General features: G+C 71.1%; 12 protein-coding genes. 5 read left to right on the top strand and 7 right to left on the bottom strand.

Annotation, left to right across the window (positions count from 1 at the left end; all coding sequences use genetic code 11):
* Positions 1-8: 8 nt before the first annotated feature.
* The 6 genes from MKK55_RS16555 to MKK55_RS16530 all read right to left on the bottom strand — a co-directional run bounded on the left by MKK55_RS16555 (position 9) and on the right by MKK55_RS16530 (position 7,411).
* Positions 9-857 (bottom strand): glycosyltransferase family 2 protein, encoded by an 849-nt coding sequence (locus MKK55_RS16555; protein WP_243936472.1) that lies wholly within the window; start codon positions 855-857, stop codon positions 9-11.
* Positions 854-2,389, bottom strand: coding sequence for an acyl-CoA synthetase (locus MKK55_RS16550; RefSeq protein ID WP_243936470.1), 1,536 nt, complete (start codon positions 2,387-2,389; stop codon positions 854-856). The genes MKK55_RS16555 and MKK55_RS16550 overlap by 4 nt, the downstream gene beginning before the upstream one ends.
* Before the next feature lie 71 nt (positions 2,390-2,460).
* Positions 2,461-4,686: a xanthine dehydrogenase family protein molybdopterin-binding subunit gene (locus MKK55_RS16545; RefSeq protein ID WP_243936468.1), complete on the bottom strand. Its 2,226-nt coding sequence runs from the start codon at positions 4,684-4,686 to the stop codon at positions 2,461-2,463.
* 26 nt (positions 4,687-4,712) lie between these two features.
* Positions 4,713-5,684, bottom strand: coding sequence for an FAD binding domain-containing protein (locus tag MKK55_RS16540; RefSeq protein ID WP_243936466.1), 972 nt, complete (start codon positions 5,682-5,684; stop codon positions 4,713-4,715).
* Between the two features lie 11 nt (positions 5,685-5,695).
* A complete protein-coding gene (gene paoA, locus MKK55_RS16535) occupies positions 5,696-6,349 on the bottom strand; it encodes an aldehyde dehydrogenase iron-sulfur subunit PaoA (RefSeq protein WP_243936459.1) in 654 nt (217 codons plus the stop codon).
* A gap of 309 nt (positions 6,350-6,658) precedes the next feature.
* Positions 6,659-7,411, bottom strand: coding sequence for a sigma-70 family RNA polymerase sigma factor (locus MKK55_RS16530; protein ID WP_243936452.1), 753 nt, complete (start codon positions 7,409-7,411; stop codon positions 6,659-6,661).
* A 396-nt stretch (positions 7,412-7,807) separates the two neighbouring features.
* Here MKK55_RS16530 and nadA point away from each other — a divergent pair, with 396 nt between their 5' ends.
* The 5 genes from nadA to MKK55_RS16505 all read left to right on the top strand — a co-directional run bounded on the left by nadA (position 7,808) and on the right by MKK55_RS16505 (position 13,914).
* On the top strand, positions 7,808-8,830 hold the full coding sequence (gene nadA, locus MKK55_RS16525; protein ID WP_243936450.1) for a quinolinate synthase NadA: 1,023 nt from the start codon (positions 7,808-7,810) through the stop codon (positions 8,828-8,830).
* A complete protein-coding gene (locus tag MKK55_RS16520) occupies positions 8,827-10,353 on the top strand; it encodes an L-aspartate oxidase (RefSeq protein WP_243936448.1) in 1,527 nt (508 codons plus the stop codon). Before nadA ends, MKK55_RS16520 begins: the two co-directional genes overlap by 4 nt.
* Complete coding sequence (gene nadC / locus MKK55_RS16515; RefSeq protein WP_243936446.1) at positions 10,350-11,204, top strand: carboxylating nicotinate-nucleotide diphosphorylase; 855 nt, start codon at positions 10,350-10,352, stop codon at positions 11,202-11,204. Before MKK55_RS16520 ends, nadC begins: the two co-directional genes overlap by 4 nt.
* Positions 11,205-11,340: 136 nt before the next feature.
* Positions 11,341-12,738, top strand: a complete 1,398-nt coding sequence (locus tag MKK55_RS16510; RefSeq protein WP_243936444.1) for a cytochrome P450 — start codon at positions 11,341-11,343, stop codon at positions 12,736-12,738.
* Between the two features lie 516 nt (positions 12,739-13,254).
* On the top strand, positions 13,255-13,914 hold the full coding sequence (locus MKK55_RS16505) for a L,D-transpeptidase (protein WP_147843841.1): 660 nt from the start codon (positions 13,255-13,257) through the stop codon (positions 13,912-13,914).
* An 87-nt stretch (positions 13,915-14,001) separates the two neighbouring features.
* Here MKK55_RS16505 and MKK55_RS16500 read toward each other — a convergent pair whose 3' ends face one another.
* On the bottom strand, positions 14,002-14,448 hold the full coding sequence (locus tag MKK55_RS16500; RefSeq protein WP_147728341.1) for a gamma-butyrobetaine hydroxylase-like domain-containing protein: 447 nt from the start codon (positions 14,446-14,448) through the stop codon (positions 14,002-14,004).
* Positions 14,449-14,576 lie beyond the last annotated feature (128 nt).

Genomic DNA, 14,576 nt, shown 5'->3' with positions numbered 1-14,576 from the left:
CGTCGGCTCTAAGAGGTCGGGCCGGGGCGGTCAAGCGGGTCGCGGGCTTGGCGCGTGGCGGAGGCCCTTCGGCGTTCGTAGTGCTTGGCGATGCGCAGGTGGCGCGAGATCGCGTAGTTCATCGCCGTGAGGAAGCCGTAGACGCCGCGGACGCAGTGGCGGCGGCCGAAATAGGCCTTCAGGAAGTTGCCGGGCAGCTCCACGAACACGCGCCAACTCGGGATCGCGACGCCGCGGGCTTCGAGGTCGTCGGCCTGCTGGTCGGAGTAGCGGTTGAGCTTGTCGAGCTGGTCGCCGAGCGAGCGCACCGAGAAGTGATGGATCACCCCCTTGAGCCGTCCGGGCTCGACGCCAGGCTCAAGCGCCACGCGGTCGTGGACCGGGGAGGGCGAGTAGCGCCCGCGATCCTTGCGGTAGAGCCGCACCGGCGTCAGGGCGTAGGCCCAGCGATGCGGCCGGCTCTCGCCGGGGAAGATCTCGGCGATGGCGATGCGCCAGGCGGGCGTTTCGGGCTCGCCGGCGGCGAACAAGGCGCGGATGTTGGCAGCGAGGTCGGGCGGTACCACCTCGTCGGCGTCGAGGTTCAGGAGCCAGGCGTGGCGGCACTGGTCCTCGGCGAAGCGCTTCTGCGGGCCGTAGCCCGGCCAGTCGTTGTGGATCACCCGCGCGCCGAGGGAGGCCGCCAGCGCCTGCGTCCCGTCGGTCGAGCCGGAATCGACCACCACCAGGTCGTCGGTCAGGTCGCGCACCGCACGGATCGTCGCGCCGATGCGGTCCGCCTCGTTGCGGGCGATGATGAAGACGGAGATCGGCAGGGTGCTCGTGCCGTTCGGCGGGATCGCGGACACGCGGCTCAAGCCCCGGCCGCCGCGGCGAGCCGCTTGCGCTGGACCTTGCCGTTGGCGGTGCGGGGGAGGGCGTCGAGGAAGCGGATCTCCCGCGGGCGCTTGTAGGCCGCGAGGCGCTCGCCGCACCACGCGATCAGCGCGTCCGCGTCGGGCTCGGCGCCGGGCTGCAGCACGACGAAGCCGCAGATCACCGAGACGTCGGCGCGCACGGCCAGCTCGGCGACCCCGGCTTCGGCGACGGACGGATGCGCGATCAGCGCGCCCTCGACCTCGTTCGGGGAGACGCGGTAGCCCATCGCGTTCATCAGGTCGTCGTTGCGACCCTCGAACCAGAGATAGCCGTCGGCATCGAGCCGGGCGAGGTCGCCGCCGGCGAACCAGTCGCCGCGCAGCACCTGCGCCTCCTCGTCGGGCCTGTTCCAGTAGCCGAGCATCAGGCCGGGCTCGGAGCGGTGGACCGCGAGCAGGCCGGTCTCGCCGCCCGGCACCGGCTCGGGTGCGCCCTCGACCGGCAGGATCGCCACGCGCCGTCCCGGCTGGGGCTTGCCCGGCGAGCCGCGGCGCTGCGCGATCGTCGGCCCGGTCGAGACGTAGGTCGAGATCTCGCTCATGCCGAGCGCCTCGTAGAGCGGCTTTCCCGTCGCTTCGGTCCAGGCGTCGAGCACGTCCGCGGGAAGCGCCTCGCCGGCGGTGCAGCCGTGGCGCAGGCTCGACAGGTCGTGGCTGCCCGGGTCGCCGTACTTGAGGATCTGGCGATACAGGCTCGGCACGGCGGCGAAGATCGTGGCGCGATGGCGCGCGATCAGCCGGGGCCAGACGGACGGGTCGCGCGGCCCGTTGTACAGCACGGCGGTCGCGCCGACGGACCACGGGTCGGTGATGCCGACGCCGAGCGTGTAGGTCCAGTTCATCGTGCCGGCGTGCAGCATCGTGTCGGATTCCGAAAGGCCGAGCCAGTGCTCGAGCATCGGCCGGCGGCCGTAGACCGCGCGGTGGGCGTGCAGCACGCCCTTCGGTCGACTGGTGGTGCCGGAGGTGTAGACCAGGGTCGCCGGGTCGTCGGCGGAGGTGTCCGCGTAGTCGGCGAGCGGCGCTTCGGTCTTCATCGCGGCGATGGCCGCTGCATCGAGAAGGATGCGGTCGCCGAGAGCCGCCGGATCGACCACGCAGCCGCCGCCGATGGCGACCGCCGCCGCACCCGAGTTCTCCATCAGGAAGGCTGCCTCGGCCGGCGTCAGCTGCGGCGACGAGGGAAGGGCGACGAGGCCGGCGGCGAGCGCGGCCAAGTAGACGAGGACGTAGTCGGCCTCGTTGCCCATGCGGATCATCACCCGGTCGCCGCGGCGCAATCCGCGGGCCAGGAGCCCGGCCGCGATTCCGCGGACGGCGCGGTCGGCCTCGGCGAAGGTGAGGGTCTCGACCGCCTCGCCCGCGCCGACGAGGATCAGCGCGGTCTTGTCCGGCCGTGCCCGCACGTTCTCGCCGAGGCAGTAGCGCGCCGCGTTGAAGCGGCTCGGGGGATGGCGGTCGGCGGACACCATGGCGTGGCTCCCGGATGTTGGCACATCGCGGGATGTCCATGGGCGAGGCCGCCGTCAACCACTCCCTGGCGTCATGCCCGGCGCGGCGCGCGGCCTTCCTGCTCCTCGAAGCCCTTCAGCACCTTGTCCAGCGTCAGCGGATAGTCGCGGATGCGGATGCCGGTGGCGTTGTAGACGGCGTTGGCCAAAGCCGCGCCGGCGCCGCAGATGCCGAGCTCGCCCAGCCCCTTGCTCTTGAGCGGGTTGGCCTTGTCGTCGCGCTCGGGCAGGAACACCGCGTCCATAGCAGGAATGTCGGCGTGGACCGGCACGTGATACTCGGCGAGATCGTGGTTGACGTAGGTGGCGGTGCGCGGGTCGATCACCGCATCCTCCATCAGCGCCGCGCCGACGCCGAAGGTCATCCCGCCGATCGCCTGGCTGCGGGCGGTCTTGGCGTTGAGGATGCGGCCGCCGGTGAAGACGCCGAGCATCCGCCTCAGTCGGATCTCGCCGGTGTCGCGGTCGACGCCGACCTCGGCGAAGTGCGCACCGAACGAGTAGTGCGAGAACTTCTCCTTCAGCGCGCCGGGCTTGATCTCGCCCTCCGCCGCGACGCCGCTCGACCCGGCGAGGTCGATCAGGGCTTCGGAGCGGTTGCCCGAGGTGACGCGCCCGTCCGCGAAGACGACGCCGTCCGGGTTGAGGTCGGTCGCCGCCACGAGCTTGTTGCGCAGGTTGTCGCAGGCGACGTAGAGGGCCGAGCCGGCCGAGCCCGCGCCGAACGATCCGCCGGAGCCGGCCGCCGCCGGATAGGCGGTGTCGCCGATCTCGACGCGGATGCGCTCGACCGGGAGCCCCATCATCTCGCCGGCGATCTGGGCGAGGATGGTGTAGGTGCCGGTGCCGATGTCGGTCATCGCCATCCGCACGGTCAGGTATCCGTCGGCGCCGAGCTTCACCGACGCCGAGGACGGCATCAGCGGGTTGAGGCGGGCCGCCGCCGACATGCCCATGCCGACCATCCAATTGCCGTCGCGCACCGTGCCGGCCGCCTTGCGGCGGTCCCATCCGAACAGCTTGGCACCCTCGCGCATGCACGGCACGAGCTGGCGCACGGTGAACGGCACCTGCTTCTCCGGGTCCTGCGTCGGCTCGTTGCGGATTCGCAGCTCGATCGGGTCGAGGCCGATCTGCTCGGCGAGCTCGTCCATGGCGCATTCGAAGGCGAGCATGCCGACGGCCTCGCCGGGCGCACGCATCGAGGACGCGATCGGCAGGTCGAGCTTGGCCAGGCGATGGCGCGTGATGCGGTTCGGCGCGGCGTAGAGCGAGCGCGTGACGTTGGCCGAGGTCTCGTAGAACTCGTCGCCCTGTGCCGTGTCGGACCAGGATTCGTGGGACAGGGCCGTCAGCCTTCCGTCGCGGTCGGAGGCCAGCCGGATGCGCTGGATCGTATCGGTGCGGTGGGTCGCGACGTGGAATTCCTGCTGCCGGGTCAGGGCCACCTTCACGGGGCGCTGGATCGCCTTGGAAGCCAGCGCGGCGAGCGTCGCCTCCGGCATCGGCTGCAGCTTCGAGCCGAAGCCGCCGCCGATGTAATGGCTCACCAGACGCACGTTCTCGACCGGCAGCTTCAGCACCGAAGCGAGCGACTTCTGCCCGCGGTTCAGCATCTGGTTGGCGGTGTAGAGCACGACCTTGTCGCCCTCCCACGAGGCGATCGTCGCGTGCGGCTCCATCTGCGCGTGGATTTGCGTCGGCGTCGTGTACTCGACGTCGAGCTTGACCGGGGCCGCGGCGAAGGTGCCGTCGAAGTCGCCGAGCTTCGAATCCGGGTTGGTCTGCTGCTTCTTCGGCTCGACCGCCTGGGGCAGCGCCGCCCGCAGCGAGGCTTTCGGGGCCCGGACGTCGTAGGCGACCTTCACCAGCTTGGCCGCGGCGCGCGCCTGCTCGAAGGTCTCGGCCACGACGAAGGCCACCGGCTGATCGAAGAACCCGATGTTCGTCCCGGCGAGCTGCGGCCAGACCTGCTCCTTCTTCTCCCCTTGCTCGGGCACGTTCTCGTGGGTCATCACATGGATGACGCCGGGTGCCTTCGCGGCGGCGGCGGTATCGGTCGAGCGGATCGTGCCGGCGGCGATCGTCGCGCCGACGATGAAGCCGTAGGCCGGGTTCTTCACCTCTCGGGTCTCGTAGGCATAGGGCGCGCGGCCCATCACCTTGAGGCGGCCGTCAATGCGGTCGATCGGCCGTCCGACGAGGCCGTCGGGCCTGTCATCGAGCGGCGTCTTCCCGACCGGTTGATTCATCTCCATGGCATTCATCCTGAAAGCGTGGACGGTCAGGTCCGGGTGGCGTCAGTCACCACCGCGCGGAGCGTCCGCCGGGTCAGCGGGATCTTGAAGTCGTTGGTGCCGTAGCCGCGGGCGCCGTCCAGGACCGCATCCGCGGCGTCGTCGGCGCTGCCGCCCTTGGCGAGCACGGCCTCGGCCGCCTCGACCCGCCACGGCTTGTGCGCGAGGCCGCCAAAGGCCATCCGCGCCTGCGTGATCTTGCCGTCCGCCTTGCCGATGACGGCCGCGATCGAGACCGTGGCGAAGGCGTAGGAGGCGCGGTCGCGCACCTTGCGATACACGTGCAGGCCCTCGACGGGCTTCGGCAGCGTCACGGCCGTGATGATCTCGCCCGGCTGCAGGGCGGTCTCGATCTGCGGGGTGTCGCCCGGCAGGCGGTGGAACTGTGCCATCGGGATCGCGCGGGTCGCGCCGTTCGGCGACAGCGTCTCGACGCTGGCATCGAGGACCCGCATCGCGACATTCATGTCGGAGGGGTTGGTGGCGATGCAGGCATCGCTGGTGCCGAGCACCGCCATGATGCGGTTGAACCCGCCGATCGCCGAGCAGCCCGAGCCGGGCTCGCGCTTGTTGCAGGGTTTCGACGTGTCGTAGAAATAGTAGCACCGCGTGCGCTGGAGCAGGTTTCCAGCGGTCGTGGCCTTGTTGCGCAGCTGCCCCGAAGCGCCCGCGAGCAGGGCCTTGCACAGCACCGCGTAATCCTTCCGCACCCGCGGGTCGGCGGCGAGATCGGAGTTGCGCACGAGCGCGCCGATGCGCAGGCCGCCCTCCGGCGTGGCCTCGACCTTGTCGAGGGGCAGCCGGTTGACGTCGATCAGGGTCGCCGGCGTCTCGACCTGGAGCTTCATCAGGTCGAGCAGGTTGGTGCCGCCGGCGATGAACTTGGCATTCGGCCGGTCAGCCGCGAGCCGCGCCGCGTCGCGGACGGTGGAAGGCCGCTCGTAGGTGAAGGCTTTCATCGCGCGCGCCTCTAGAGTTCGATGCCGGCGACGTCGCGGATCGCCGCGACGATGTTCGGGTAGGCGCTGCAGCGGCACAGGTTGCCGCTCATCCGCTCGCGGATCTCGGCATCGGTGAACGCCGCCTTGCCGACGAGGTCCTCGGTGACGTGGCTTGGCCAGCCCGCCTTGACCTCCGCCAGCATGCCGACGCTGGAGCAGATCTGGCCCGGCGTGCAGTAGCCGCATTGGAACCCGTCATGCTGGAGGAACGCCGCCTGGATCGGGTGGAGCTGCTCCTCGGTGCCCAAGCCTTCGATCGTGGTGATCGCGTCGCCATCGTGCATCGCGGCGAGCGTCAGGCAGGAATTGATCCGGCGCCCATCCACCAGCACCGTGCACGCGCCGCATTGGCCGTGGTCGCAGCCCTTCTTCGAGCCGTTGAGGTCGAGATGCTCACGCAGCGCGTCGAGCAGGGTGGTGCGCGTGTCGAGGGTGAGGTCGTGCTCCGTGCCGTTCACCGTCAGGCGGACCGGGAGCATCTGCGGCGCCGGATCGCCCGGTGCGTCCGCGAAGGCCGGCTTTGCCGGCAGGCCGAAGCCGGTGGCGGCCGCCGCGACGGCGCAGCTCTCCATCAGCGTCCGCCGCGTCAGCGCGAAGGCGCCGTCTCGTGTCTTGTCCGTCATGCTCGCTGTCCCGTGCGACCGGTGGTGCCGGCGGCTGTGGTGCGGGCGAAGTGCGTGCCCGCAGGGCGGTATCGCAACGGGAACGCCAGACGGATTGATTCGATCCGTTCCAGACTGCGCCGGATCGGCGCGGTAGGATAAAGAATGTGATCGCGATCGGCGCGCCGTGCGGCGGCATGGTTCGACGACCCGGACGCAGCGCGCTGCCGGCTTCAGGGATCGCTCTCGACCTTAGGGCTGCCGCTCGCGCTCGACGACGCAGGTCGCGCCTGCGAAGGGGCAGGTCGCGCCCGCGAAGGGACGGTCCGCTCAGGCGCCGGCGGCGAGGCCGCCTTCGCCGATCGCCGAGAGCGTGAGGTGGTCGGCGCCGACCTCGGCACCGGTATAGCCGAGCATGTGCGCGAGTTGGTCGCGGGCGCGCCACACGCGGCTCTTCACGGTGCCGATCCGGCACTTGAGGATCGTCGCCGCCTCTTCGTACGACACGTTCTCGACGGCGACGAGGATCAGCGCCTCGCGCATCGGCGGCGACAGGCGCCCGAGCGCGGCCTGCACGTCCTGAAGATCGAGGTGGCCGCCCTGCTCGGGCAGGCTCGTCAGGCGCGCGGCGTGATCGCCGTCGCTGTCGGCGATCTCGCGGGCGTGCTTGCGGTGGACGCTGTAGAAGGCGTTGCGCATGATGGTGAACAGCCAGGCGCCGAGGTTGGTCCCGACCTTGAAGCTGCCGCGGCTGCGCCAGGCGCGCAGCATCGTGTCCTGCACGAGGTCGTCGGCCGCCGAGGGGTTGCGGGTCAGCGAGATGGCGAAGCTGTGCAGGCTGGTGGCGGCTTCGAGCAGGCCGGCCTTGAACGCCGCGTCGTCGCGCCCCTGCGCGTCGGCAAGAACAACTTCGAGGCGCGCCAGCAGATCGCCGAGATGGGACGGCGGCGGGGCCTGCATCGAGGCGGCATACGTGGTTCGAAGATGCTCACCGAGATGGATGCGGATCGCATCGGACAGTTTCGGCGCCGCGACGGACAGGGAGTCCGAGGAGCCATTGCTGTCTTCCGTGGTGATGAGCATCGTGCCCCGCGCAGCTGGAGTTCCGATGGCGCCTCGGCACCGGCTCGCGATGTCGCGCAATCGATCGGGTGCCGCAGCAACATAGGTTATCTTTGAGCGGTTTCGGCCTGCGGCGATCTAGGCATTGCTGCCTCATCGCGGCGAGGCGTCGGTCCTCCCACGGCCCGTGTCCTGGTCAAAAATTCCGCATCCCGGACAGGACGACCAACCTGTCCTGAACGAGCCCATCACGCCGGAAGCGCGCGAGCCTCGGACCGGGGCGACGGCGTTGTGCGACGCATCGCGCAGGGTGCGTCGCAAAACCGTTATGCTCAGTCTCAGCATATCTAGACACGGCGATCCGGCGCGCCTAACTTAGGCGGCACAATGCTCAAACTGAGCATAATGGAGGGCGCCATGGCGTCGACCGCGTTTCCCGTCTCCGCCCCCCGCGCCGTTCCGGCAGGGATGCCGCTGCCCGAGATCTACGCCCGGGTCAGCCGCCACATCCCGGCGATCGAATGGCCGGCGCTCGCCCCCGACATCGAGGCGATCCTCCGCCTCAAGCGCGAGCACAACGCCGTGATCCTGGCGCACAACTATCAGGCGCCGGAGATCTTCCACACGGTGGCCGACATCGTCGGCGACAGCCTGGCGCTCGCCCGCGAGGCGGTGACGGTGAAGGCCGACGTGATCGTGCTCGCCGGCGTGCACTTCATGGCCGAGACGGCCAAGCTGCTGAACCCGGGCAAGACCGTCCTGATCCCGGACCTCGGCGCCGGCTGCTCGCTCGCCGACTCGATCACCGCCGCCGACGTGCGCGGCCTGCGCGCCAAGTATCCCGGCGTGCCGATCGTGACCTATGTCAACACCTCCGCGGCGGTGAAGGCCGAGTCCGACCTGTGCTGCACCTCCGGCAACGCCGTCGAGGTGATCCGCTCGCTCGGTGTGAAGCGCGTGCTGATGATCCCGGACGAGTTCCTGGCGCAGAACGTCCAGGCGGTCCTGCCCGAGATCGAGATCCTCACCTGGGCCGGGCATTGCGAGGTACACGAGCGCTTCACGCCCGCCGACATCCGCGAGGTGCGCGAGAGCTATCCCGGCGTCACCGTCATCGCCCACCCGGAATGCCCGCCGGACGTCGTCGCCGAATCCGACTTCTCGGGCTCGACCGCGATGATGATGAACTTCGTCACCGAGAAGCGCCCGGCGCAGGTGGTGCTCGTGACCGAGTGCTCGATGGCTGACAACATCGCGGCCGCGAACCCGGACATCGAGTTCATCAAGCCGTGCAACATGTGCCCGCACATGAAGCGGATGAGCCTGTCGAACATCCGGCACGCCCTGGAGACCCTGACCCACGAGGTCGTCGTCGACCCGGCCTTGGCCGACCGGGCGCGCGCCGCGGTGGAGCGCATGCTCGCGGTGGGTGCGCGATGAACGCGTTCTCCCGCAACCCCGCCGACCGCGTCGTCGTCGTCGGCGCCGGCGTTGCCGGCCTGAGCGTCGCCCTGCGGCTCGCGCCGCGGCCGGTGACGCTGGTCAGCGCTGCGCCGCTCGGGCTCGGCACCGCCACCGGCTGGGCGCAGGGCGGCATCGCCGCCGCGATCGGCGCCGACGACGCCCCGTCGCTCCATGCCGCCGACACCGAGGCTGCAGGTGCCGGCCTCACCGATCCTGCGGTCGCCCTTCGGGTGGCCGCGGCAGGTCCGCGGCTGATCGACTGGCTGGTCTCGCTCGGCGCGCCGTTCGACCGCGACGCCGACGGTGCTCTGGCGCTCGGCCTGGAGGCGGCTCACGGCCGCCGCCGGATCGTGCGGGCGGGCGGCGACTCCACCGGCGCGCGCGTCCTCGAGACCTTGGTGCGTGCGGTGTTCGCGACGCCCTCCATCGAGGTGGTGACCGCCTCGGTCCACGACCTGCTTCAGGACGAGAACGGGGCGGCGGCCGGCGTCGTGTGCGAGCGCGACGGCGCGCGCTTCCGCATTCGTGCCCGCGCCGTCGTGCTCGCCACGGGCGGGGTCGGCGCGCTCTACGCCTCGACCACGAACCCGCGCGGCGCCACCGGCCGCGGCCTCGCGCTGGCGGCCCGGGCCGGCGCGGTGATGCGCGACCTCGAATTCGTGCAGTTCCACCCGACGGCGATCGCCGTCGGCGCCGACCCGATGCCGCTCGCCACCGAGGCGCTGCGGGGGGAGGGCGCCCGGCTCGTCGACGAGACCGGCGCCGCCGTGATGGCCGGCATCGCCGGCGGCGACCTCGCGCCGCGCGACGTCGTCGCCCGCGGCATCTTCCAGGCCCTGGCGCGGGGCCGCACGGTCTACCTCGACACCCGCGGGACGCTCGGCGCGGCGATGCCGACGCGCTTCCCCACCGTCGCGGGCCTGTGCGCGACGGCCGGCGTCGATCCGGCGCGGCAGGCGATCCCGGTGCGGCCGGCCGCGCACTACCACATGGGCGGCATCCGGGTGGACGGCACCGGCGCGTCGAGCGTTCCCGGCCTCTACGCCAACGGCGAGGTCGCCTCGACCGGCCTGCACGGCGCGAACCGGCTCGCCAGCAACTCGCTGCTCGAGGCGCTGGCCTTCTCCGGCTTCATCGCCGACGCCTTCGACGCGATGCCGCCGGCGGCCGTCCTGCCCGAGATCCGCACCGCGCGCGCATCGAGCGACCTGCCGGCGATCCGGGCGATCATGGAGCGCCATGTCGGCGTGGTCCGCGACGCGGCCGGCCTGCAGATCGCCGTCGACGGCCTGTCGCGCTTGGCCGAAACGGGCTGCGACGCCGCGCTCACCGCCCGGATGATGGCGCAGGCGGCACTCGGGCGCTGCGAGAGCCGCGGCGGCCACTGGCGCAGCGACCATCCGCACGCCGCGCCGGCCCGGCACACCGAGGCGACGCTGCGCAGCCCCGGCGCGGCCCCATCCGAACCCGCGCGCACCGACGAGGCGTTGGCCCGATGAGCGATATCCTGCCCCTGCCGCGGCTCCTCGTGGAGCCGATCGTCCGCGCCGCGCTGCTCGAGGATCTCGGCCGCGCCGGCGACATCACCACCGATGCGATCGTGCCGCCGGACGCACGCCTGGACGGCGTCATCGCCGCCCGCCAGGACGGCGTGATCTCCGGCGTCGACGCCGCGGTGATCGCCTTCGCCCTGATCGATCCGGCGGTGCGGGCCGTGGTCGAGCGCGGCGACGGCGCCCGCGTCGCGCCCGGCGACGTGGTGATCCGGCTGTCGGGGCCGGCCCGCGCGATCCTCACCGCCGAGCGCGTCGCGCTGAACCTGCTCTGCCGGATGTCGGGCGTCGCGACCGCCACGGCAGGGCTCGTCGAGGCGGCGCGGCCGCACGGCAAGGCCTCGATCGTCTGTACCCGCAAGACCACGCCGGGCCTGCGCGCGCTGGAGAAGCACGCGGTGCGCGCCGGCGGCGGCTCGAATCACCGCTTCGGCCTCGACGACGCGGTGTTGATCAAGGACAACCACGTGGCGGTGGCCGGCGGCATCGTCCCGGCGATCGAGCGGGCGCACGCCCGGGCGGGGCACCTCGTCAAGATCGAGGTCGAGGTCGACACGCTCGACCAGCTGCAGGAGGCGCTTTCGGTCGGCGCCGACGCGGTGCTCCTCGACAACATGAATCCGGAGCAGCTCACCCGGGCGGTGGCGATGATCGACGGGCGTGCGCTGGCGGAAGCCTCGGGCCGGATCACCGCGGCGACCGTCGGCGCGGTGGCGGCGTCGGGGGTCGACCTGATCTCCTGCGGCTGGATCACCCACAGCGCCGCGATCATCGATCTCGGCCTCGACGCCGCCTGACCGGAACACCCGGACCGGTAGGTGCCTCGCGGCATCAGGCCTTGTGCCGCGACTGTCGGATCGGCATGGGAGGTCCGTCTCGGGGCGAGGCGAGGCGGTCCGGCAGCATCCGGCCCGGAAATCGGGTTGGGGTTCCATGGCGGTCAGCGTATCGGACGACGTGGCGGAACGGGCGGCTTCGGCGGCCGGCGATCCGCCGATTCCCGGCATGCCGCCGCGTCCGGCTCGGCGGCTGCCGACCTGGACCTTCCTGAGGACCGCCGCGACCAACTCGCTCGCGGCCTGCGACGCCGAGCTGTTCGAGCGCCTGATCGTCCCGCGCAACTACTGGAGCCAGCAGGTCCTCTTCGTCAGCGATCCTGACGCGATCCGTCACGTGCTGATCGACCGGTTCGACAACTATCCCCGCGTGACCTCGATCCGCCGCCTGTTCGAGACCGATCTGCGCACCGGCACCCTGGCGAGCGAGGGCGAGGTCTGGCGGCGGCACCGCCGCGTCGCGACGCCGACGATCGATCCGCGCTCGATCCGTCCCGACATCCCGGCGATGCTGGAACTGGCCGGCCGCATCGCCGACGCGGTCGAGGCCGAGGGCTCGACCGCGCCGGTCGATATCGAGCGCTCGGTCGGAAGCCTCTCGACGCTGCTGTGGAACCAAGTGGTCACCGGCGGCGATCCTGCCGGGTTGCCGATCCTGCGCTGGCTTTCGAAGGTGCCGCACAAGCCGCGGCTGATCGACCTGATCCCGAAGCCGCCTTGGCTCGCGGACCGCCTCGTCCACCGCCGCCGCGACCCGGCCCTGCCGCTGCTCGACGCCGACCTGCACGCGATGATCGCCGCACGGCGAGGGCCGGACTACGCCGGCCCGCACGACCTGTTGTGGCGCCTCGCCCACGGGCGCGACCGGCAGACCGGCGAAGGCCTGCCGGATGCGGAGGTGCGCGACGAGGCCGCGAGCCTGATCGCCGGCGGCGCGGCCTCCGTGCGAGCGCTGACCTGGATCTGGTACCTCCTCGCCCTGCATCCCACCGTCGAGGCGCGCTTCCATGCCGAGCTCGACGCGGCGATGCCCGACGGCGTCGCGACCCCCGACGCCTTGGACAAGCTGCCCTATACCCGCCGCGTGCTCGACGAGGTGATGCGGCTGTATCCGCCGATCCCCGCCATCCTGCGGCAGGCCGCGGCTCGCGACATCGTCGGCGGCCACCGGGTCCGGCGCGGCGCGATCATCGCCGTGATGCCGTGGATCGTGCACCGGCACCGAAAGCTCTGGCGCGATCCCGACCTGTTCGATCCCGAGCGCTTCACGGAAGGCAACGGCGTCGGCCGCCCGCGGCTCGCCTACCTGCCGTTCGCGACCGGCCCGCGGGTCTGCGTCGGGGCATCCTTCGCGCTGACGCAGATGCTGGTCGTGATCGCCGTGCTCGGGCGCCGCTTCCGCTTCCGCCTCGCCTCCGACGCGCCGGTGGTGCCGTTCGGCGCAATCAGCCTGCAGCCGAAGGGCGGCCTGCCGGTGCTGGTCGAGCCGCGCTGAGCCAAGCATCGACCTCCCGAAAAGGAAAAAGCGCGTCCTCGATCTTGAGGAACGCGCTTCGGAAGGTGGCCCGTGGTCTCAGGATACGGGCGAAGATCTCCTATCCGGTGCGACAGGCATCCGTATCGGGGCATGGCGCCGAATAGACTACAAAGCCCGCGCGATGTCGCGGCCAGGACAGCGCTCGACCGGATGACGATCGGTTCGCGTCACGTCGCGGCAGGTCCTCATCTCGATCCCGCCGCACCGTCGCCGTATTCGGCAGCTGCCGGCAAAAGATGTGTCAGCGTTCGTTATCCACAGCGCGCGACCCGGCCACGTTCTCGCTCCGATACGGCAAAGCTGCCACAGTGTTGCCACCGTGTCACGGCGCGACGCGAACCATAGTGCGGCGCGGTTTCAGGCTTGGCTTTGGGCCGCGCTCGTTTACCCCTTGGCGAGACTTGGCACGGCATCGTGCCGAAGCGTCGTCCACCGCGTTCTCCACAACTTTCGCCTGCCTTTTGAGAGGCCTTGATGCGTCGTAACTTCGCCCTGATCGGGCTCGTCTGTGCGGCTGCCGCCTGGGCGGCGCCTGCACTCGCCTACGAGATCGACCCGTTGACCCGTCAGCCGCTGGACAACGCGCTGTCGGTGCGCGTGCGCCCGCAGGCGGTCCAGGCCGTGGCGGTCCCGACGGCCAACGCTTCGCTCAACGCAGCCGACCCGATGGCCTCCGCCGTGCCGCAGATGTCGGCGGTTCCGCGCGAGACCGTGGCCTATAACGGCCCGTACTCGGCCGGCACCATCGTCGTCTCCACGGCCGAGCGCCGCCTGTACTACATCCTCGGCAACGGCGAGGCTCTGCGCTACGGCGTCGGCGTCGGCCGTCCCGGCTTCACCTGGGGCGGCGTGCAGAACATCACGATGAAGAAGGAATGGCCGGATTGGCGCCCGCCGGCGACCATGCTGCGCCGCCGCCCCGACCTGCCGCGCTTCATGAAGGGCGGCATCGAGAACCCGCTCGGCGCCCGCGCGATGTATCTCGGCGGCTCGATCTACCGCATCCACGGCTCGAACGAGCCGGAGACCATCGGCACCGCCGTGTCCTCGGGCTGCATCCGCATGGCCAACGAGGACGTGATCGACCTCTACACCCGCGCCAAGGTCGGCACGAAGGTCATCGTCCAGCGCTGATCGGCCGATCGCCGGTCCGGAACGGGACGGTTGCAGAACGAGAAAGGCCGGCGGAGACGCCGGCCTTTCTCGTTTCGCTGGCGGGTTTCAATGGCAGCCGCACCCGCCGCCGCCGCATCCGCCCTTCGCGCCGGCGTCCTTGGGGGAGCCCCCCTTGATCGGGGCGACCTTCGCGGTCTCCCGGTCCAGGCCGCGCTCGGCCAGCTCGCTGAGGTAGGTCGACCAGCGGGCGTCGTACTCGCGGCCGAGCTCGTGCAGGTAGCCCCAGCCGAAGATGCCGGTGTCGTGCATGTCGTCGAAGCCGAGCTTGACCGCGTAGTTTCCGACCGGCTGGATCTCGAGGATCGCGACCGCGCGCTTGCCGCCGATCACCTTGCGCTCGGCCGGCGAGTGGCCCTGCACCTCGGCCGACGGGCTCGACACCCGCAGATACTCCGCCGGCAGCGCGTAGCGCCCACCATCGTCGAAGGCGATGTTGAGCACGCGCTTGTCTCCCGAAAGCCGGATCTCGGTCGGCCAGCGTTCCTCGGTCACGGTCGAACTCCCTTGCAACTTCTGAGGCCGGCGGCGCGTCTGCGTCCCTGCACGCGCTTGCCCACGGGCCTGCGTCCCATCATATGCGCATCCATGCTAGGTTCGTCATCCGATCGCCGCGCGGAAAC

Origin of the sequence: Methylobacterium sp. J-059, assembly GCF_022829485.1 — a bacterium.
In the GTDB taxonomy this organism is placed as follows: Bacteria; Pseudomonadota; Alphaproteobacteria; order Rhizobiales; family Beijerinckiaceae; genus Methylobacterium.
Note: the sequence above shows the minus strand (reverse complement) of the source record. Positions and strands in the feature narration are given on the sequence as shown.